14 protein-coding genes, 1 other RNA gene and 1 pseudogene are annotated in these 22,497 nt (G+C 41.3%); 9 read left to right on the top strand and 7 right to left on the bottom strand.

Annotation, left to right across the window (positions count from 1 at the left end):
* Positions 1 to 187: 187 nt before the first annotated feature.
* Positions 188 to 1,285 carry a mandelate racemase/muconate lactonizing enzyme family protein gene (locus ACLCDV_RS03815; protein ID WP_411972941.1) on the bottom strand — a complete coding sequence of 366 codons (1,098 nt, stop codon included), beginning with the start codon at positions 1,283 to 1,285 and terminating at the stop codon, positions 188 to 190.
* Between the two features lie 306 nt (positions 1,286 to 1,591).
* Here ACLCDV_RS03815 and gltB point away from each other — a divergent pair, with 306 nt between their 5' ends.
* Positions 1,592 to 6,106, top strand: coding sequence for a glutamate synthase large subunit (gltB, locus tag ACLCDV_RS03810; protein ID WP_317668392.1), 4,515 nt, complete (start codon positions 1,592 to 1,594; stop codon positions 6,104 to 6,106).
* A 17-nt stretch (positions 6,107 to 6,123) separates the two neighbouring features.
* A complete protein-coding gene (locus tag ACLCDV_RS03805; protein ID WP_333576253.1) occupies positions 6,124 to 7,584 on the top strand; it encodes a glutamate synthase subunit beta in 1,461 nt (486 codons plus the stop codon).
* Between the two features lie 151 nt (positions 7,585 to 7,735).
* On the opposite strand, the gene ACLCDV_RS03800 is transcribed toward ACLCDV_RS03805, so the two are convergent.
* Positions 7,736 to 9,028, bottom strand: a complete 1,293-nt coding sequence (locus ACLCDV_RS03800; RefSeq protein WP_336830010.1) for an esterase-like activity of phytase family protein — start codon at positions 9,026 to 9,028, stop codon at positions 7,736 to 7,738.
* Between the two features lie 339 nt (positions 9,029 to 9,367).
* Between ACLCDV_RS03800 and ACLCDV_RS03795 the strand changes: the two genes are divergently transcribed.
* Positions 9,368 to 12,409: a VIT domain-containing protein gene (locus tag ACLCDV_RS03795; protein WP_411972940.1), complete on the top strand. Its 3,042-nt coding sequence runs from the start codon at positions 9,368 to 9,370 to the stop codon at positions 12,407 to 12,409.
* Positions 12,410 to 12,459: 50 nt separating this feature from the next.
* Here the strand turns inward: ACLCDV_RS03795 and ACLCDV_RS03790 are convergent, their stop codons facing one another.
* From ACLCDV_RS03790 to tgt, 3 genes are all read right to left on the bottom strand, one after another.
* Positions 12,460 to 13,371 (bottom strand): DMT family transporter, encoded by a 912-nt coding sequence (locus tag ACLCDV_RS03790; protein ID WP_317668396.1) that lies wholly within the window; start codon positions 13,369 to 13,371, stop codon positions 12,460 to 12,462.
* 96 nt (positions 13,372 to 13,467) lie between these two features.
* Positions 13,468 to 14,544 carry an LptF/LptG family permease gene (locus tag ACLCDV_RS03785; RefSeq protein WP_411567696.1) on the bottom strand — a complete coding sequence of 359 codons (1,077 nt, stop codon included), beginning with the start codon at positions 14,542 to 14,544 and terminating at the stop codon, positions 13,468 to 13,470.
* Positions 14,545 to 14,567: 23 nt separating this feature from the next.
* Positions 14,568 to 15,698: a tRNA guanosine(34) transglycosylase Tgt gene (gene tgt, locus ACLCDV_RS03780; protein ID WP_075991063.1), complete on the bottom strand. Its 1,131-nt coding sequence runs from the start codon at positions 15,696 to 15,698 to the stop codon at positions 14,568 to 14,570.
* 277 nt (positions 15,699 to 15,975) lie between these two features.
* Here tgt and ACLCDV_RS03775 point away from each other — a divergent pair, with 277 nt between their 5' ends.
* Together ACLCDV_RS03775 and rsmG are read left to right on the top strand one after the other, a co-directional pair.
* Positions 15,976 to 17,118: a glycosyltransferase gene (locus ACLCDV_RS03775; RefSeq protein WP_317668398.1), complete on the top strand. Its 1,143-nt coding sequence runs from the start codon at positions 15,976 to 15,978 to the stop codon at positions 17,116 to 17,118.
* 22 nt (positions 17,119 to 17,140) lie between these two features.
* Positions 17,141 to 17,776: a 16S rRNA (guanine(527)-N(7))-methyltransferase RsmG gene (gene rsmG / locus ACLCDV_RS03770; protein ID WP_411972939.1), complete on the top strand. Its 636-nt coding sequence runs from the start codon at positions 17,141 to 17,143 to the stop codon at positions 17,774 to 17,776.
* On the opposite strand, the gene ACLCDV_RS03765 is transcribed toward rsmG, so the two are convergent.
* Both ACLCDV_RS03765 and ACLCDV_RS03760 read right to left on the bottom strand, forming a co-directional pair.
* Positions 17,777 to 18,367, bottom strand: coding sequence for a hypothetical protein (locus ACLCDV_RS03765; RefSeq protein WP_411972938.1), 591 nt, complete (start codon positions 18,365 to 18,367; stop codon positions 17,777 to 17,779).
* 76 nt (positions 18,368 to 18,443) lie between these two features.
* Positions 18,444 to 18,677 (bottom strand): hypothetical protein, encoded by a 234-nt coding sequence (locus ACLCDV_RS03760; protein ID WP_293905108.1) that lies wholly within the window; start codon positions 18,675 to 18,677, stop codon positions 18,444 to 18,446.
* A 261-nt stretch (positions 18,678 to 18,938) separates the two neighbouring features.
* Here ACLCDV_RS03760 and dprA point away from each other — a divergent pair, with 261 nt between their 5' ends.
* The 4 genes and pseudogenes from dprA (at position 18,939) to ffs (ending at position 22,303) form a co-directional block, all read left to right on the top strand.
* Positions 18,939 to 20,057 (top strand): DNA-processing protein DprA, encoded by a 1,119-nt coding sequence (dprA, locus tag ACLCDV_RS03755; RefSeq protein WP_336830015.1) that lies wholly within the window; start codon positions 18,939 to 18,941, stop codon positions 20,055 to 20,057.
* A gap of 118 nt (positions 20,058 to 20,175) precedes the next feature.
* Positions 20,176 to 21,680 (top strand): annotated as a pseudogene (locus ACLCDV_RS03750) (MFS transporter).
* Complete coding sequence (locus ACLCDV_RS03745) at positions 21,673 to 21,900, top strand: DUF6814 family protein (RefSeq protein WP_201666325.1); 228 nt, start codon at positions 21,673 to 21,675, stop codon at positions 21,898 to 21,900. The pseudogene ACLCDV_RS03750 and the gene ACLCDV_RS03745 overlap by 8 nt, the downstream one beginning before the upstream one ends.
* Before the next feature lie 305 nt (positions 21,901 to 22,205).
* Positions 22,206 to 22,303, top strand: an RNA gene (ffs, locus tag ACLCDV_RS03740) — signal recognition particle sRNA small type.
* Positions 22,304 to 22,497 lie beyond the last annotated feature (194 nt).

Below are 22,497 nucleotides of genomic sequence, written 5' to 3'. Positions count from 1 at the left end.
AGTTATAAAACTGAAAAACAAGTTCACAGAAGATATTCAATCAAAAAAAAGAATCTAAAACCTATTTTTTCAACAACTTAGAGAAAAACAAATAGGCCGCTATCAAAAAGATAACGATAATAATCAGGACAATAATCTCTTGTGTCCCTATTCCCCAGTTCATACTATTCATAATTTTTTTCCCAATTTAAATGATCCATTTCTCGCATTGATCTAAAAAAGTTTGGTCTATATCTGCCCCGATTCCAATTTGGTCTGAGATATGTATTTTGTATCCGTCATATTGAATACCACCGATAACAGGATCCTCCAGATGGCCAACCATACATGTGTCTAGATCAAAAAACTTGACATTTGGGGCAGCATACGCGAAATGTACCTTAGCAGCCAAAGCCAAGCGAGATTCCAGCATTCCTCCTATCATACAAGTAATGCCGTATTCCGCGGCAATATGATTAATTTTTAAGGCCTCTTGAATACCTCCTGATTTCGAAAATTTAATATTGATATAATCGCAAGCATCAGCTTTACAGAGACGCTCTGCGTCATGGTGAGAATAAACAGATTCATCTGCCATCACGGGAACAATAGTTTCTGTGCGCAATTGGGGTAAATATTCGTCATCCCAGGTACGCATTGGTTGTTCACAAAATTGTATCTTAAAAGGTTCCAGCCCCTGCAAAGCTTCTATTGCCCCCGCATAAGACCAGCCTTGATTTGCATCCACGCGAATAGGCATTTCGAATCCAACAGCCTTACGTATTTCACGGATACGCGCAATATCCGTTTTTGGATCCTTCCCCAGTTTAACTTTCAACATAACCGCACCTTCGTCCTGTAAACGCTTTGCCTTCAGCGCCATCTCTTCCGGAGATGCAATTCCTAAAGTGATATCTGTCGTAATCTCTCGTTTCGTTCCCTTTAGAAACTGATAAAGCGGTAGACCAGCATGCTTGGCGGCCAAATCATACAAGGCCATATCAAAAGCCGATTTGATCGTTTTGTTACCGGCAATATACAAATCCAGTTCAGCCAAACGCTCTTCTATGGCCAAAGGATCGCGCCCCTTCCAGATCTTTGCAAAATCTCTTGCCAGAACTAAGCAAGTATCCTGTGTTTCTCCAACGATCATCGGAAAGGCAGAACATTCGCCCACACCATATATATTAGCATCGGTATATATACGTATAAAAGTATTTTGCGCATAGTCCATTGTCCCTGTCGCAATGACAAAAGGTTCCATAGGAATGCTTAATCGATAAATTTCAATTTCAGTTATTTTCATCTCATTCTCTTTAGTTAAGTCATGTCGATACAGCATAAAAGGATATGCAATACTTTGCCTAATTTATATATATTCTCGCATTCTTGGGATGCTTTTTCCATATTCCACAAAAAATATTGCCAAATGATGCATTATTCAGCTACGCATCAAACTGTATTAACAGCCACGAATACCAAATACAATATCAGCAACAAAACCTGTTAAAAGAAATGATAAAATCAAATTAAATACATTTTCATTATAATATTTATAATATTTACGATTTTTATTCCTATATTAGCAATCATAATTATTTGAAAAGGAAAGATGATCGAACAGAGACCGAAAACGGAGGGCCTTTACGACCCTAATTTTGAGCATGACGCCTGTGGGGTAGGCTTTGTCGCCCATATCAAAGGAAATAAATCACACGCACAAGTCAAGGATGCATTGACCATGTTGGAAAATATGGAACACCGCGGTGCTTGTGGCTGTGACCCAGAAAGCGGTGACGGAGCAGGTATCATGATCCAGCTTCCCCATGAATTTTTATGGGAAGAATGTATCAACTTGGGTATACAACTGGAGGAGCCAGGTTATTATGGCACAGGTATGGTCTTTCTTCCTAAAGAAGAAGACATGAACAAAATATGTCGGGACTTGATTGAGGAAGCGGCAGCAGAAAGGGGTATGAAATTCCTTGGCTACCGTCCAGTACCAGTCAATCGTGAAGGTATTGGACCAACAGCGCTCAGTGCAGAACCTGAAATTGTCCAATTTTTTGTCAGCAGACCGGACGGCGTTTCAAACACTGAAGAATTTGAACGCAAACTTTTTGTACTACGTCGCCTGATCATTCAAAAAGTTAAACAACAACAAGAATATCCTCTCCCGCTTTACTTTGCATCGCTTTCTTGCAAAACAATTATTTACAAAGGTCAATTAACAACATACCAGGTCGGAACTTATTATCTTGACTTACGCGATCCTCGTGTGGTATCTGCTTTTGGCTTAGTTCACTCGCGCTTTTCCACCAATACCTTCCCTTCATGGTCCCTCGCACAGCCATTCCGCATGCTGGCACACAATGGCGAGATCAACACGTTGACAGGTAACCTGAATTGGTTTTATGCAGGTATGCGCGCTTTATCATCGCCCTATTTTACGGAAGAAGAGATGGAAATCTTACTTCCAATCGTTGACCGTGGTCAGTCCGATTCGGCCTGCCTCGACAATGTAGCGGAACTTCTTTTACACAGTGGTCGTAGCCTCACCCATGTTATGTTGATGTTGGTCCCTGAAGCTTGGGATGGCAATACACAAATGGATCCTTTAAAACGTGCTTTCTACGAATACCACGCGACGTTGATGGAGCCTTGGGATGGTCCTGCAGCACTCTGCTTCACCGATGGTAAGCATATTGGTGCTACACTAGACCGCAACGGTTTACGTCCTCTTCGTTATGCCGTAACCTCAGACGACCGCGTCGTTGTTGCTTCTGAAGCGGGAGCGCTTCCGATCGAGGAGTCTACCATCATCAAAAAAGGCCGCCAACAAGCAGGCAAGATTTTTCTTGTCGACATGGAACAGGGACGTATTCTTACCGATAAAGAAGTAAAAGATCAGCTGATCAACCAGCAGCCCTACAGCGATTGGTTGGACAATTACAAAATCAAACTGGAAGAACTGGAAGAACCTCGTGTAACCTACACCTATCTTTCCAAAGATTCCGTTTTCAAATATCAAAAGACATTTGGTTTCTCCCGCGAGGATTTGGAAACCATCCTGACCCCAATGGCATTGACAGGGTACGAACCGACAGGCTCAATGGGCTCCGATGTTCCGCTGGCCATTCTTTCCGATCAACCACAACATATCTCAAGTTACTTTAAGCAATTTTTTGCCCAAGTAACCAACCCACCAATCGATCCGATTCGTGAACGCTTGGTCATGAGTTTAGCAACATTCATCGGTAATGCAGGCAATATCCTGATCGAAGACAAGAAATTCTGTCACTGTGTGACTTTGCCGCATCCAATCTTGACCTCCAAAGAACTGGAGAAATTGCGTTCGATCGATACAGGATTATTCCAAGCAAAAACCATTCAGTCTTATTTCCGCTCGGATGGTAAACCTGGATCATTGGAAGCAGGTCTGGAACGCCTGTGCCGCTATGCGGATGATGCCGTACGTGATGGTTTTGAAGTCTTAATTCTTTCAGATCGTGCGATTGACTCTAAACATGCAGCTATACCATCGTTACTTGCTGTTTCGGCCGTCCATCACCACTTGATCAAAACAGGTAACCGTGGTGCTGTAGGTCTAGTGGTCGAAGCAGGTGATGCTTGGGAAGTACACCATTTTGCCTGCCTATTGGCATTCGGTGCCACTGCGATCAACCCGTATATGGCATTGGCGAGTATCCGTACGATGAAGGAACAAAATACCTTAGATACAGAGCTCACTTGGCCAGAATTATCGAAAAACTACGTCAAGGCCGTCAATAATGGCTTGTTGAAAATTTTCTCCAAAATGGGGATCTCCACATTACAATCCTACCACGGAGCACAGATCTTCGAGGTACTTGGCATCGACAAATCTGTCGTCGATAAATTTTTCTGCGGAGCAGTCTCACGTATCGGTGGCATGACATTAGATGATCTTGCCAAAGAAGCCCTCTCAAAACACTGGCGTGGATTTGAAAAAAGCCGTACACCCCAAAATCTATTGCCAGAAGGCGGTATTTACCAATGGAAACGCCGCGGTGAAGGCCACCTTTGGAATCCAGACACGATTCACCTATTGCAACAGGCCTGTCGCACAGGAGACTACGCAACCTATAAAAAATATGCACAGAAAATCAACGAGCAGAAGGAACATATGTTTACCCTTCGTGGATTGTTGGACTTTGCAAAACATCGCAACTCTATTCCGTTGGAGCAAGTAGAACCTGCTAGTGAAATTCTAAAACGTTTCGCAACCGGGGCGATGTCCTTTGGGTCAATTTCCCACGAAGCGCATAGTACCCTTGCCATCGCTATGAACCGCATCGGTGCAAAATCGAACACCGGTGAAGGTGGAGAAGATGAATTGCGTTATCAACCGCTTCCAAATGGAGATTCGATGCGCTCGGCAATTAAACAGGTTGCCTCGGCCCGTTTTGGTGTCACGTCCAATTATCTGACACAAGCGGACGAACTACAAATAAAAATGGCCCAAGGTGCCAAACCGGGAGAAGGAGGTCAATTACCGGGTCCCAAAGTGGATGCCTGGATTGCAAAAACCAGACACTCGACACCGGGTGTCGGTCTGATTTCACCACCACCCCATCACGATATTTACTCCATCGAAGATTTAGCCCAGCTGATCTTTGACCTAAAAAATGCTAACCGTCAAGCAAGAATCAACGTAAAATTGGTCTCTAAAGCTGGTGTTGGTACCATTGCTGCAGGAGTTGCAAAAGCCCATGCCGACGTCATTCTTATTGCAGGTTTTGATGGTGGTACAGGTGCATCTCCAATCAGTTCAATTAAGCATGCTGGACTACCTTGGGAATTAGGCCTTGCAGAAGCGCATCAGACACTTGTTAAAAACAAATTGCGCAGCCGCGTCGTATTACAAGCGGACGGCCAGGTAAAAACAGGTCGCGACATCATCATCGCTACACTATTGGGTGCTGAGGAATGGGGCGTATCGACAGCAGCATTGGTTGCCGGCGGCTGTATCATGATGCGTAAATGCCATCTTAATACATGTCCTGTAGGTGTTGCAACCCAAGATCCAGAACTGCGTAAATTATTCTCTGGAAAACCAGAAGATATTGTCAACTTATTTACCTTCCTCGCAGAGGAAGTCCGTGAAACAATGGCTTATCTAGGCTTCCGTACCATCAACGAAATGGTGGGAAGAGCTCAATTCTTGAAAAAACGCGAAAATATAGATCATTGGAAAGCAAAGAAAATTGACTTTACCGACATCTTGCACGTGGAACGCAACGAGCCTGGGCAATCGTTATACAATACCGAAGAGCAGGATCACGGTATGGCCATGATCTTGGATTGGGGCTTATTAAAACAGTCTAAATTAGCTCTTGAGAGCAAAACTCCTGTGTTTGGCACATTTAAGGTCAAAAATACAGACCGTACGATCGGAACAATGTTATCCAATGAAATTTCAAAACTCTACGGTTCTGAAGGCCTACCTGATAATACCATCAATTTCAAATTTGAAGGTTCGGCCGGACAAAGTTTCGGTGCATTTTCAACAAAGGGTCTTTCATTTGAATTACAAGGTGAAGCCAATGATTATGTTGGAAAAGGGCTATCAGGAGCTCAGCTAGCAATCTATCCAGTTGCAGAAAGTGCTCTCGTACCGGAAGATAATATCATTATCGGCAACGTTGCACTATTTGGAGCAACATCCGGCCATCTATTCGTCAACGGACAGGCCGGCGAACGCTTCGCTGTACGTAACTCAGGTGCAACAGCTGTAGTTGAGGGTGTTGGTGACCATGGCTGTGAGTACATGACTGGAGGTCGTGCACTGATCTTAGGGGCAACGGGTCGTAACTTTGCTGCCGGAATGAGCGGTGGTATCGCATGGATCTACGACATTAACGAAGATTTCCGCGAAAACTGTAATCAGGAAATGGTTGATCTGGATCCATTGGAAAGTGAAGACGAAACCGCAATTATCGCTTTGCTGAAACGTCATATTTTGCTTACCAATAGCCGCAGAGCAGATTTCATCCTGCAAAACTGGTCAAGAGAAAAAAATAAATTCATTAAGGTATTCCCTAGAGAATACAAAAATGTCATTCGTCAAAAATTAGTGGAAGCATAATATAGGAAGCACAGATCATGGGAAAAATTACAGGTTTTAAAGAATTTGAGCGCGTGCTTCCGACAAAAGAAGCTGTGGAAGGTCGCGTAAAGCACTTTAAGGAATTCAATAAAGGATATTCAGAGAATGAGCTCAATAAGCAAGCTGCACGCTGTATGGATTGCGGCATTCCATTTTGCCATTCAGGTTGCCCACTGGGCAATGTTATCCCTGAATTTAACGATGCCGTATACGATGGAAAATGGGAAGAGGCCTATCAGATTTTGTCCTCCACCAATAACTTCCCCGAATTTACAGGCAGGATATGTCCGGCACCTTGCGAATCGGCATGTGTATTAGGTATACATAGCAGTCCGATTACTATTGAAGAGATTGAGAAACATATTATTGAGATCGCTTTCAAAAAAGGCTATGTCAAAGCACATAAAAGCTATTTAAAAACAGGCAAACGCGTCGCTGTCGTGGGCTCTGGTCCAGCAGGACTAGCGGCTGCCGCTCAGCTCAATAAGGCTGGACACGATGTTATCGTCTTCGAACGTGATGACCAGGTTGGAGGTTTACTCCGCTACGGTATTCCGGATTTTAAATTAGAAAAATCGGTGATCGATCGCCGTGTCAATCTCATGAAAGAATCGGGAATAGAATTCAAGGTCAATACAGAAGTTGGCAAAGACATCAGCTTTTATGAATTAAAAGCTTATGATGCAGTTATATTGGCCACCGGCTCAACCGTTCCTTGGCATATGCAATTGCCGGGACATGAAGCTAAAGGCATACATTTCGCTATGGACTTTTTGACCCAACAGAATAAAGAAGTAAGCGGAATAGCTATCGAACAAGACCGCATCTTGGCAACAGACAAACATGTTGTTGTCATCGGTGACGGTGATACCGGATCAGACTGTATTGGTACATCCAATCGTCATCGTGCAAAAAGTATCACACAGATTGCCCGCAAACCTACACCATCTACACATCGCCTAAAGAACAATCCTTGGCCGATGGACAAGCTCACATTCGGAACCTCCTCTTCCCAAGAAGAAGGCTGTGAAAGACTTTGGGCTACAGAAACCCAGGAATTTGTCCAAGACGAAAATGGTCATATTAAGGGAGTAAAAATCAAGGAAGTTCAATACGAAGTTGATGAATTTGGAAAAAGAACCCGCTTAGGAGAATCCGAGATCCGTGAAATACCGGCAGACCTCGTATTACTGGCTATTGGTTATCAACATACTGAACATACGCTCTTAGAACAGTTAGGTGTTCGTGTAGATGAAAAAGGAAATATCCTCGCAAATGACAAAGACTACCAAACGACAATTGATAACATCTTCACTGCCGGAGACTGCCGTAAAGGCCAATCGCTTGTTGTTTGGGCCATTTCCGAAGGACGCGAATGTGCTCGAAAAGTCGATGAATACCTAATGGGTTATTCAGAGCTTGAAAGCAAAGACTTCCTGACCACAATAAATGCTTAAAAGTAGGCCGCGCTCAACAGAGAGGTCATACAAGTGGTACACCAAGCCACCGTATAATCTTTAGCGATAAGAGCAAAAGCGTGAACAGTATAAAATTATAAAAAGGTCCGTTGAATTCTCAACGGACCTTTTTATAATCAGTTATTAGTCCCTATTTCAATGGGTCCTTAAGCTTAACAAAATAAATGCTATTCTTATCTACAGTCTTTATGTAAGGCAATATTTTCGACTCATAGAAACCTTTTCCGGTTACCCCAAAATCATCATCATTACATACCGCAATCAGGGATGGATTAATAACAGCCAAGCCTTCTGCTTTATCATGCGGATACAATTCCTTGATGTCAGTCATTAAATCGGCAACCAACGTTTTATTGACTGGTTTAATATTATATTTAGCCAATGTAGCCGCGTCTTTGAGTTCCTCGACAGTTTTACCGTCAAATAATTTCCCGTTTGCGGTATTATTCGCATCTGAGATATCTGTTGCGCCAGAAAGATCTATTTTATAAATTCTCTTAAATACAGTAGAACGAGTTGCTTCTGTCGCGTATTCCCCATCACGTTCCAAGACAATAAATGTTGAATTGCTCACGGCAGCGATTTCACTCACAGCCTGCAAATCGGTACGCTCCATCATATAGACATATTGTTTCGTGGCGCCGCTCGCAATATCCAGCGTAACAATACGGATTGCCAACGAATTTTTAATCGCATCTTTAGATGGATTATACAGTGGAAATTGCATGATTCCGACCAGTGTTTTACCGTCTGGTGTAAGCGTCAATCCTTCCATTCCGCGATTAGGACGACGTTTGGCAAATACCAAAGGCAACTTTTTGCCCGTAGACCAAGGATTAATCCGTTCGATTTCTTTTCCCGAAACGTCAAAGTGAACAATATGTGGTCCATATTCGTCACTGACCCACCAAGTACCATCCGCAGCCCTTGCTAGTCCCTCGGAATCGATTCCATCCTCACTTTTCCCTAGATCTTTACCATCAACCCCCAATGCTTTTTCCCCAGAACCACCCTTTCCTTCAGGATTTGGCAGACCATTCAATTTCACGCCATCTTTATTTTTTAATTCGATAACAGACTCCAATGTCAGCGTATTATCCTTTAACCTAAATTTACCGATCTGTGGCGCAAATGCTGGAGTAGCAAATACTTTGCTATCACTTTCAGTTCCATCAATATTCGGTCCCCGATCAGTTAAAAGATAAAATATGGATTTATCAGTAGGATCTTGGACCATCGATGACCCATAGCCTCCATTATACACTTTTACACCATTAATATCACTTAATACTTTTGGGTCTGTTGCTATTGCCTTTTGGGGATAGGTCAATTCCACAATCGGGTCAATAATCTGCGACACATCATCTTTACTACATGAAGCACACAATAGGGCCATCCCCAGTACACTGTATATTTTTTTCATCTGTTCAAATTTTTAAATAATGCTTACTGCTGTTCAGGTTTATTCCAATAACCAAATTCTATTTCTGTTGCCTAGCATATCTGATAAAACAGTAATGTTAGTCTAAATAATCTAGGCTTGACCGGCTGTCCGAATACTGATGCAAACATAATTGCTAGATATTAGCCAATCATTAACATAAGTTTAAATAAACTGCATCTATCGCAAAAAGCACCCTATAAAAATTAAATACCCGCGGTTATGGAATTTTGAATTTTCGTGCATCACTAGAAAAATAACAGCTAATTGTGCCGCGAACCATCGATGTATTCACGGACCTCACCTACTAAACATAGAAAGATGAAAAAGATCATAATTGCCCTTTTCATAATTTTGGTATTTTCCAATGTGGATACGAAATCTCAGATCAGAACTACACGCGAAATACCCAGCTTAAAAATTAAAAATGACAATGGCCAGCAAAACAAGGTGATGTTGGCAGATCTCAAAGTAGATGTCGTCATCTTTGGAAATATTGCCAAAACGACGATGACAATGATCTTCGACAATAAGACCAATCGCGATCTCGAGGGCGAACTGACATTCCCTATGCCGGAAGACGTCTCCGTGAGCGGCTACGCCCTAGATATCAACGGTAAATTACGCCAGGCAGTTCCAGTCGATAAAAATAAAGGTACCGAAGTATTTGAAAGTATAGAAACACGTAGGGTCGATCCAGGACTATTGGAAAAAGTCGAGGGAAATAATTTTCGAACTCGAATTTACCCACTACCAGCGAATGGGAAGCGCACCATTCAGATCAGCTATTCGGAAAATCTGACAACAGCATCCGATCAGGCTCGTTACTACCATCTACCCTTAAACTATACGTCCCCCATGGAAAATTTCGCCTTGGATATTCATGTCTTTCAGGATACACATAAGCCAGATTTCACAGAAAAACCAGATGGTTCTTTGGCATTCTCACAACAAAATAAAAATTATACAGCTTCTTTACATAAACAACAGTTTAAATCCCAGCGAAATTTAGTCATTCAACTGCCGACAGACAACAGGGAAACATCAGGTCTATTTCAGGCAAATAATGACAATACCTTTTATTTTCTTGCCAATGCAAACGTCAACTCCGTAAAACCTGCTCAGAAAAAATGGGGGCACAGCATTGGAATTATATGGGACCGTTCGCTCAGCAGTAAAAATAGAGATATCGAAAAGGAACTCGCGCTATTAGATCTCTTCTTTAAAGAAAACCCCAATATGACTGTTGATCTGGGCTTATTGAACATCCGCTTTGTAAAAGGGCATACGTTTCAGGTAAGTCAAGGTAATTGGAATGATCTCAAAAACTACATCAAAGGAATTGATTACGATGGCGGTACAGATTATAGCCAAATAAAGGCCGGTGTAATACAGGCCAGCAATTACCTGCTGTTTAGCGACGGACTTTCTACATTCGGTCAAAGTAAAATGAGCCTTGACAATCCAGTCTATTGCATTACTTCATCCAGTGGATCGGACTATGGTGTCCTAAAACAAATCGCCCAGAAACATATTGGAAAGATGATCAATTTAGTCAATACCTCAATAACTGAAGCGTATCATAATCTAAATACAATAGACCTTATTTACCTTGGGATAAAAGAAAAAAATGATTTTGAGGAAGTTTATCCTCAAAAAGGCGCCCCGATACAAACCAATTTTTCTATCGCAGGCATAGGGAAACGTCCAGGACTGAAGCAGCTCACAGTACTTGTAGGAGATGGGCAGCAAGCACCACAAGAAATTAGTATAGCGCTGCAACCTGACCATGGTGAAATTGATCTACAGCAAATCTGGGCACAAAAGAAAATTGAAGCGCTGGATCTTCAGTACGAAGACAATCGTGAAGAAATTGAAACCCTTGGTAAACAGTTCGGTATTGTTACCCGAAATACCAGCTTAATTGTACTGGAAACTGCAGAAGATTACATACGTTATGCAATAACTCCACCTGCCGAATTGCTTTCCGAATTTAATCGGCTCATAAAAGAAGAACGTATAGCAAAGGAAGAACGTGTAGCAGACTTGTTGGATCAGGCTCAAGACATTACCAAACAGCTTCGGTCCTGGTGGAATACCGATTTTCAGCAAAAAAAGAAATATCCAGAGCGTAAAAAATTGATTCGAATTCCAGAACCTGCCGTTGCTGAAGAGATGGCTACCGGTGTTGCTCCAGTTACACCCAGTCCGTCGCGTCCCGCAGCTAGTCCTGCAGCTCCTACACTAGTCTTAGAATCGCGTTCATCTGACGGAACCTCAGCGAAAAGCATCTCGGCAACCGGCAATGCAAGCACTGCCCATGCAACAACCGGCGAACTGGCGAGGGCGGCCGCATCTGAGGACGTTCTTCAGGAATTCGCTGTTGTTCAATCCTTAGAAGGACGTGTAGCTGGCATACAAACTGCCAACGCCACCGCTAACATACGCGGAAAAATCAGCATCCCCGAAATTAAAGAAGACCAAGCCTATTTACAGGGCCTTATTCAATCCAAAGATCCTTACAAAAGCTATCTCCAACTTCGGAATCAGTATATGGGAACGCCAACTTTTTATTTTGATGTCGCAAACTTCTTTTTCAAAAGAGGAGATCGAGACAAAGCCTTACTCATCTTAAGTGCACTCGCAGACTTACAAATTGAAAATGCAGATCTCTACAAAACCATCTCCTATAAGTTACGGGAATGGGGAGATTACGACAATGCACTGTTCATTACGGCTAAGGTATTAAAATGGCGTCCAATGGATCCACAAAGCCACCGTGATTATGCCCTTGTCTTACAGGACAAAGGTATGTTCAAGGAAGCACTAGAACAATTATATGGGATTTTGACCCAGAGCTACTCCCCGGAAGCTGCCGACCGCGATGACGGTATTGAAGAAACATTGGTTATGGAAATCAATAATCTCATTAAGGCAAACAAATCGGCAGGCTCTACCCTAGGAGTGGACAAAAAATTGATTGCAGACCTACCGGTTGACATTCGAGTTGTCATCAACTGGAATTCACAAAACACGGATATCGACCTTTGGGTAACTGATCCAAATCAAGAAAAATGCTTTTATAGTAATCCTGCCACAGCCATTGGAGGAAGGCTCAGCAATGACTTTACTGGCGGCTATGGCCCTGAACAGTTTTTATTGAAAAAAGCATTGAAGGGAAAATACAAAATTGAAGTTGATTTCTTTAACGATGGTTCCCTGACCCTTGCAGGTCCAGCAGCGGTCATGGCTGAAATCTATACCTACTATAGCAGTGGAAAGCAGGAACGAAAAATTGTTACGATCTATCTGGACCGCAATAAAGAACGCAGTGTAGGGATTGGCGAGTTTTCATTTCAATAACCTATAGTCAACAAAATAGGCAAGCCAGTCATTTGACTTGCCTATTTTGTTTAATGTAATTTCCGGACGATAAGATCTTTTTGTCTATTTTCCAATTTGGTCTTTACATAAGGGTAAGTGAATACAGCCCCCAGAACAATACAGGCTCCAAGATAAAAGCCGCCGCTCATGGTCTCCTTCTGTCCAAAGATCAACATCGCCAATAGAATACCGTAAACAGGCTCCAGGTTGGTTGTCAGCGCAACGGTAAAGGCTGACAACTCCTTCATGACGGCAACGCCCATGACATAGGCCACAGCAGTACAAACAACCCCTAACAACAAAAGATAGATTAAATCTTGCTGTCCCAAGCGCATTTCAGCATTGAACTCTCCTGTAAACAACATCAATATACTGATCCAGAAGCATGCTCCCATCATCTCATAGAACGTAATCAGGGTTGGGCTCGATTTTTTAACCATGCGCGCGTTGGCGATTGAAAATATACTCGCGCAAAACGCACACCCAAGTCCCGCCAACAGACCAATGAGGTAATGTGTTTCAAAAGAAAAGATGGTATAAATACCGATAATAATTACCATACCAACAACAATATCCAACAGCGCAATGCGCTTTTTATTCACAATAGGCTCCAATATTGCCGTAAATAAAGTCACAGAGGATAGCGTAACCAATGTCACTGATACCGTAGATACTTTGATCGAATAAAAAAATAATACCCAATGCAGTCCAACAACAGCCCCTACCATAAAAAATTGGAGAAATTGTTTCCGCGAAACTACGATAGACTGTTTGGTTAGCAAGAAATAGATCAACAGCGCGATAGACGCTATTGCAACACGATACCACACTAAATGAAGAGCAGATACGGAAATCAGACTACCCAAAATTCCGGTAAATCCCCAAATAAGTATTGTTAAATGCAGAATTAGAATATTCCGATTTAATTTAATTTTAGTCATATTCGCTAGAATAGATGTATATAGAAATGATGAGCAATACCTATTATTTCCCTTTATAAGGCAAGCTCACTGATTTATTGAAAACTGAACAAAAAATTATTTTGGCGCTTTTATCGCCAGGTATATTGCTACGATTAAGAAGGTAACATTCGGAATTAATACGGCTATCAACGGTGGCAGTCCCCCTTTCAAAGAAAACATGTTTGCAAACTGTATAAAGACGATGTACGTAAAACTTAGCGCGATACCGATACCAAGACTCAATCCTATTCCCCCACGCACTTTCTTGGATGACAGAGCCACGCCCATCAAGGTCAGTACAAAAGCTGAAAATGGATACACATAACGTTTGTATTTCTCAAGTAATAAATCGTTCATGACTCCGGTTCCTCTGATCTCCTCCTTATGGATACGAATATTTAATTCGCGTGTATCCATGGCTGTAAACATATTATCACGTACCTCAAAATCCGAAGGTTTCATATCCAAGGTTGTGTCTTTAACGGCACCTTTGTCCATGCGTTCATGTAGTCCATTGATAATACGATTGGTATACCCTTCGATCTTCCACTTTGTGGCCACCGAGTCCCAGGTAATACGGTCGGCCATCATTTTTTCCTTGAGGGTATCCCCTTTAAAAATTTCAAGGACAAAGCCGTATCCAGTTTTGGTTGTATTATCAAAATTATCTATATAAACATAGCTGTTTTTGTCCAACTGCATGTGGGTAGAAACCCTCGAGTTGTCTTTGGGTGGTTTTACATAGATATTTTCAAAATCAACCTTCATCTTATTGGTATTTGGAATAATAAAAATATTGAATACCAGAGAAACGATAAAGATTAAAGTTGCAGCGATCATGTAAGGACGAAGCAGACGGTTGAAGCTATATCCTGCGCTTAGAATCGGGACAATTTCAGTTTGGTCCGCCATCTTCGATGTAAAGAAAATAACCGCAATAAAGTTGATCAGCGGACAAAGAAAATTTAGGTAAAAAGGAATAAATCCAGCATAATACTCAAAAATAATCTTATCGAGAGGAGCATGATATTTTAAAAAATCATCCAATCGTTCGGACACGTCAAAAACCACCATGACGACAGTAAATATGGCCATAGTGAATAAAAAAGTACTTAGATACTTTTTGATAATGTAACGATCGATTAACGACAGCATTTTTTAGTTGAGCTTTAGTTCTACAAACGTTGATCCAATATTTTCACCATTTTGTTTTTCCAATCGTAGAACGTTCCATCAATGATTCGCTCCCTAGCCTGATTAACCAACCAAAGGTAAAAATGTAAATTATGTAAAGAAGCAATTTGTGCCCCAAGAATTTCCTGCGACTTAATCAAATGCCTTAGATAAGCCTTCGAATAAAATTGATCCGCATGCAGATCACTCTCCGCTTCTATTGGTGAAAAATCGTCTTTCCACTTTTCATTTTTGATATTGATAATACCATTTTGTGTGAAAAGCATGCCATTTCTAGCATTACGGGTTGGCATAACGCAATCGAACATATCCACCCCTAAGGCAATATTTTCAAGAATATTTACCGGTGTTCCCACCCCCATGAGATAACGTGGCTTGTCATGCGGTAAAATATCACAGACAACTTCGGTCATAGCATACATTTCTTCCGCAGGTTCACCTACCGACAATCCACCGATCGCATTTCCTTCGCGGTTAAACGAAGCAATAGTCTCCGCAGATTTTATCCTTAAATCTTTGTAAACAGATCCTTGAACGATCGGAAACAAAGTCTGATCATATCCATATAGCGGATCTGTGCTATCAAAACGATCCACACAACGTTTCAGCCAACGATGGGTCATATCCAAAGAACGACGTGCATACCCATAATCACATGGATAAGGCGTACACTCATCAAATGCCATAATGATGTCCGCACCGATAATACGCTGCGTATCCATTACATTTTCTGGTGTAAATAGGTGTTTTGATCCATCGATATGGGAACGAAAGGTAACCCCTTCTTCTTTGATCTTACGTACTTCCGTCAACGAATACACCTGATAACCACCAGAATCCGTTAAAATAGGTCGATCCCAACCATTAAATTTATGCAATCCGCCGGCTTTATTCAATACATTCAACCCTGGACGTAAATAGAGGTGGTACGTATTACCCAGAATAATCTGTGCTTCAATATCGTTCTTCAATTCATGTTGATGAATTGCTTTCACTGTACCTGCCGTACCAACAGGCATAAAAATAGGTGTTTGAATGGGACCGTGTGCAGTTTCGACAACACCTGCACGTGCTTTTGACAACTTATCTTGTGCTTGTAGCGTAAATTTCATTAATATTTTTCCTCTGAGACTATTTCTATTTTAAAGGATGATTCGCCATGGATATGGCGCTATCGGCAATTTGAGTAAAAAAAATTAAAAACTCATTTTCAACTAGTTGAAACTTAAAAAGTCGCTATAGCTTTCCTAATTTCCACCCAAGCTCGGATTCATCCCTAGAATACGTTGCAAAAATACTATAAAAAGATTTGCAAACAGGATGTTTCAAAAATAAATTATCATTTTTCCCCTATAAAAAAGTTGCGGAAAGCACTTATCTTTGTGAGCTATGCTTGACCTTCACGTATTTTTGGCCAATCTTCCATATATTGCTTTCGGAGTATTGGGTCTTTTCCTATTGATACAATTGTACTACATCTTATTTGTATATAGTAAATTGACTAGTTATCAACTTGAACCTGTACAAGAAGGAACTGAATTCCCACCGCTATCCGTTATTATTTGTGCACACAATGAACAGGATAATATTCCTGAATTCCTCCCAAGTATACTGAATCAAGACTATCCCAATTTTGAAGTAATTGTTGTCAATGACTTCTCGACAGACAATACGCCTTGGATATTGCATGAGTTTGAAGCAAAATATCCCCATTTAAAAATTGTGGATATCAAAGAGCATATTCGCTTGAAACATGGTAAAAAGTTTGCAGTCAGTATGGGGATCAAAGCATCAAAGCACCAGACACTGGTGTTTACCGATGCGGATTGTGCGCCACAATCTGATCAATGGCTCAAAGAAATTGCAGCAGCTTTCAGACCAGAAACAGAAATTGTATTAGGTTATTCTCCGTATTTTAAGAAAAAAAGCTTACTAAATCTATTGATTCGATTTGAAACCAGCCATACCGCCATGAGTTACTTCTCCTATGCATTAAAGGGAGATGCCTATATGGGAGTAGGGCGTAACATGGCTTACAAAAAAGACCTTTTCTTTCGTAACAAAGGATTCGCTGCCCATATGCATATTAAATCGGGCGATGATGATCTTTTTGTCAACCAAAATGCAAATCCGACCAACGTTAATATTGCACTGGCAGCCGAATCCATTGTCTATTCAGAACCCAAAGCGACCTGGAAGAGCTATTACAAGCAAAAAGCAAGACACTCAGGCGCCTCTACTATTTACAAAAAGCGACATCAGCGCATGCTGGGCACCCAGCTGGTATCGGCAGTCTGCTTTTACATAGCACTTATCGCAACAGCAATTGCCTTTCCAATGTACTGGTATGTTCCTGTTACAGCCTACCTCCTAAGGCTAATTGCACAATGGATAATATTTGCCAACATCTATAAAAAACTAGAAGTAAAGGAACTGATTTGGTGGCTGCCTTTGGTAGACTTCATCTACTATTTCTATATTTGCATCAATGGCATCTTCAGCAGAAAAAAGAAAAAAATAAGCTGGAAATAATTCACTTTTAAAATACGAAGCTTTGAATCCAACAGTTGATATCATCTATAACTATTTTCCAAAATTAACGGATATTCAAAAAGAACAGTTTGCAAAACTTGCCGACCTCTATACATTTTGGAATAGCCAAATCAATGTCATTTCGCGTAAAGACATCGATAGCCTCTACCTGCACCATGTGTTACACTCGCTAGGTATTGCCAAATTTGTCCAAGAGCTCGCGCCAGGAACACAAATTTTGGATGTGGGGACCGGAGGAGGCTTTCCAGGTATCCCAATGGCCATTATGTTTCCTGAAGTCAAATTCCATTTGGTCGATTCTATCGGCAAAAAAATTAAAGTCGTACGTGAAGTTGCCGCTGGCCTCGGTCTCCAGAATGTTGAAGCAGATCATATTCGCGCAGAACAACTCGACGACAAATATGATTTTGTCATATCACGTGCCGTGACAAGACTTGGCGAATTTACGCCGTGGATACAGAATAAATTCGCAAAAAAAGATAAAAACGGGATTCCTAATGGAATTCTTTACTTGAAAGGCGGAGATCTCACCGAAGAGATCAAAGAATCTAAGCTCAAAGCAGAATTACACCCGCTTTCAGGCTACTTTAAAGAAGACTTCTTTGAAACAAAATATCTGGTCTACGTACCGATGTAGTTAAAGTTTGGCATTACCCATAGGAAACTGAAGTCGCCTATGGATAATGTCTACAGAATCGAGGTAGTTTGTTAAACACTTATGGATATAAGCAATCTTCTCGTAGCGATCATTCTCTCGAAGCCATTTTAAGGAAGGCTCATAATATATCCTAAATTTACGCAACGAATCTCCCGACAACTTACTGTATTCCTGTGTCAATGGATACCATTCCTCGCGAATCAGATCCTGCTGATATTCTTTTTCAAACTGACGCTGAAGCTTTCTCGAATTCCGTCCCTTTCGACTAAATTTATTGTAAAGCTTGTTCAGATTGACAGCAATTCCCCCCTGGTGAGGCAAGGTCACCATATTTTTCGTATCGCCCCAGAAAAAGATCGACTTATACTCCTCCTTTTTTTCTTCCCATTTATCCCCCGCTGATTTGCGTTTGATCGAAACAGTATCCAAACGTAAAGTATCTTTTGGACTTCCTTTTTTCCCAATGGTATCCTCATGGTAATATTCCGCTGGATAGGCAAAAACTCCCGGCCGATATAATGAAAAGTAAATACAGAAAAACAATAAAGATAGAAAGCCAATACGTACCATATTTATAATTGATAAACTAAAATAACCAACTATAAATAAAGTTAAAAGGGCTTTAACTATCTTTAACTAAAACAAACTAAAGACCCAACTCTTTTTTAATTTCTAGGCCAATTAGATTAATTTCCTCATCCATACCGAACATAGGAAGCTCCGTTTCTGGATTCAGTTTCAGCCAGTTTGTATCATTGTCTTTAATAATCTTTACGTATTCTACGCCATCTTTAAAAATAACATATGTATCTTCTTCCTCAGGGAAAACAGAATAAACTACATCCCCCAATTCGATATCAAAAGGTTCCTTCATTTCCATAGTCAAAATATCATTAATCAATCAAAGTTACCAATTCCTCCTCTTTCTTTCTAAAATAGGCCAACATTTCGTCTCATAGTGTATCATCCAGGCCATAGGAATTCTGCTGGGTTCAACAGCAATACATAAGCTTTTCAACAAAGAGCATATATCTGCTCAATGGGGTTGGCTGATTCCATTAAAACTACAGCGTCCGAGAGCAATTCTAACAAAAAGTACGACAGCTAGTTATATTTTTCTTATCTTTAAATAAACCCAATTATGAAACTAATTTATCCCATAGCTTTGACAAAAATCAAGGGCATTGGCCCTAGAACAGCGCGTAACATCCTTGAAAAAGGTTACAAGTTAGCAGACTTGTTCACCTATTCAAAAAAAGATTTGATGCAAGTCCTTGGGATACGAGAGTCGATAGCAGAAGCAATATCCAATAAAAGTTATATGCCAGCCTGCGAAAAAGAACTCGCCTTTATAGAAAAACACCAAATACAAGCACTGTTTTTGGAAGACGAAAATTATCCCCATCGGCTTCGGCAATGTGAAGATGCCCCTATCGTTTTATATTATAAGGGAAATCAGCCCCTTAACAAAACAAAGGTAATTAGTATCGTTGGCACAAGGCATGCCACCCACTATGGTCAGAAAATATGTGAAGATTTGCTGGAGGCGATGCATGAATCCAAAGACACCTTAATCGTTAGTGGTCTCGCATATGGAATTGACGCACTAGCACATCGCAATGCGCTAAAAAATAATCTGTCTACCGTTGCCGTACTTGGACATGGCTTAGATCGAATCTATCCAAATTCCCATCGTGAGCTTGCCGCAAAAATGGTAGACCATGGCGGTCTACTGACGGAGTTCACATCCAACACTTTACCCGAACGCAGTAACTTCCCTATGCGCAATCGCATCATTGCAGGAATGGCAGATGTCACCATTGTCGTGGAGGCAGCCATTAAAGGTGGTGCTTTAATTACTGCAGAAATAGCCAACAGCTACAACCGTGATGTATGTGCCTTCCCCGGCTCCATTTATGAAAAAAGTTCCGAAGGCACCAACTACCTCATCAAAACCAACCGTGCTCATATGATTCGAGGGCTTCAGGATCTCGAATACCTCATGAATTGGGAAATCAGCACAAAAACCGTTGACCAACAGCTTAGCCTTCCGTTAACGCTGACGAAAGACCAGCAACTCCTTTTCACACTCATTCAGCAAAAAGGACAATTAGAAATAGACCACATGATTGAACTTACAAAATGGCCACAAAGTAAATTGGCACTGATCCTATTGGAGCTCGAAATGCAGTCATTCATTCACGCCCTGCCCGGTAAACGATATAGAACAGTCGGACTGGCCGAAGTTCAAAAAAATTAAATCTTGTCAAAGGACCAAGGCCCCTCGCATTCTAATGGCCCCTCTGTGGTAAAATAGCATATGCTACCTCTAAAATAAGTGAACTAAACCATAAACCAACAACAAAAACCAACAATTAATGAACGAAAACAATACAAAAAGTATCTGGAAAGTCATCGGAGCATCCTCCATGGGAACACTGATTGAATGGTACGACTTTTTTATCTTTGGCAGCCTTTCCATTGTCATCTCCACTAAGTTTTTTCCTGCAGACAATCCAACTGCGGCTTTTCTTTCCACCTTAGCTACATTTGCCGCAGGATTTGTTGTCCGGCCATTTGGCGCCTATTTTTTGGGCGACTAGGTGATATTATCGGTCGAAAATATACATTTATGGTTACTTTAATGCTCATGGGCGGAGCAACATTTCTCATAGGTTGTATCCCCAGCTATGCGAGTATTGGGTTTTGGGCCCCGCTGCTGGTGCTGATCCTTCGTCTCTTGCAAGGTCTTGCCCTAGGAGGAGAATATGGCGGTGCGGCAACTTACGTCGCCGAACATGCCCCATTGGGCCAGCGGGGCTATTGGACATCATGGATACAAACCACTGCTACTTTTGGCCTTTTTATATCACTCGTTGTCATCCTCCTGACCAAAGGATTTCTCAGCGAATCACAATTTGATTCTTGGGGATGGCGGGTTCCCTTCCTCCTATCTTTAGTCATGGTATACGTTTCCTATCTTATTCGTAAGAAGATGAAGGAATCACCCGAATTTAGCAAGGCCAAAGCGGAAGGAAAAACAAGTGCAAATCCACTAAAAGAAAGCTTTGGTAACCGCTATAACCTCAAATTTGTCCTGCTCGCACTTTTTGGCGCAGCCATGGGACAGGGGGTTGTTTGGTATACCGGACAGTTTTACTCGATGAGTTTCATGAAGACGGTCATGCATCTTCAATCTGACCAGGCCGATACGATTCTTGGTATCGCATTACTTTTGGGAACTCCTTTTTTTGTCGTATTTGGGTGGCTTAGTGACAAAGTTGGACGAAAATGGATCATGCTCGGTGGGATGTTACTTGCCGTATTGACTTATCGACCTATATACGAATCCATGTACCAACTGTCCAATGCAGAACAGAAAGTCAAGGTGAACGAAACAACGGAGGCCCCCAGCGGGCCGCAATCAACGGAAACTATTTCGATCACCAAGACTCAATATGAGGACCAGACAGAAGTTACAAGAACCAGCATGATACATCAGTCAGGAAAACTCAAGGGACAGCCAATGACCAAAACCACAGTCCATCTTGCAGGGAAGAACTATATGCTGCTCGTCCTGCTGATCTTTATACAAGTGATTTATATTACAATGGTGTACGGGCCCATTGCGGCATTTCTTGTTGAACTATTTCCTGTAAAGATCCGCTACACCTCCATGTCCTTGCCCTATCATGTTGGAAATGGAATATTCGGCGGGCTCCTACCAGCTGTATCGACGTACTTAACGACAAATGCCGAAGCATCCGCTACTCCGCAATTCTATCTTGCAGGTTTATGGTACCCTATTATCATTGCCATTGTATGTTTTATCATTGGCAGTATCTATATCAACAACAAATCAACTCCCCCAACACATGAATAATCTCAAAAAATTCCTCGGCATAATTTGGATCGTTTTAGCATTGTTTACTGCCTATTTCTCCATTTTTGAACTGGCCCTGCCAAAGATTTCAACGGGACATCAGGAAGATCTGGTATTTGGCATCATTATCCTGTGCATTTTAACTCCCATAATCTCCATAGGACTCGGCTTATTTGGCTATTATTCCCTATTGGGCGAATACAATCAAGAAAAAATGTAGTCCAAAAAATGAGATCGATTTTGAATAAGGGAAACTAGACTATTCAGCCTATTCAAAGTCGATCTCCTATAAACTAGATTATACTACTTCCGACGTTTTCAAAAGAACAATTACAACCAATGGACTTCGTCAAGCACTTATTTTACACCATTTTTAGCGGATTTACACGGATACCCACTATTTTCCATCATAAAAAAGCGCTAAGAGCAGCTCCTAAATATAATTTATTGCAATGATAATCAGCAGCATAAGATAAAATAGCATTTTTTCTTTCCTAAAACTGTTTTTTTTTCTACTTTTGTGGCGGGTAAGTCTTCTACGACCAGCTCCCATTGACTCCCCCAGGTTGGGAACAAAGCAAGGGTATTTGGTTGAGCGGTGCGATAGGAGTAGCTTACCCTTTTTTTATGCCCATTTTTTTGACTAATCCTCCGGTCCAAAATTCAATTCTAACCTAATAATCAGCTAAATATCTTATATATCCCAATTGTTACCCGCATTTCCCCTATTTATAGAAGCCCTGCTACACAAGGAGTTTTAATCGCTTGGCATGTACATTCAACACAATTATAATTGTATATAAAAGCAAATTTATAT

The organism is Sphingobacterium sp. Lzh-3, assembly GCF_046764375.1.
Classification (GTDB): domain Bacteria; phylum Bacteroidota; class Bacteroidia; order Sphingobacteriales; family Sphingobacteriaceae; genus Sphingobacterium.
The sequence above is the reverse complement of the archived record's forward strand: the minus strand, read 5'-3'. Positions and strand labels throughout refer to the sequence as shown.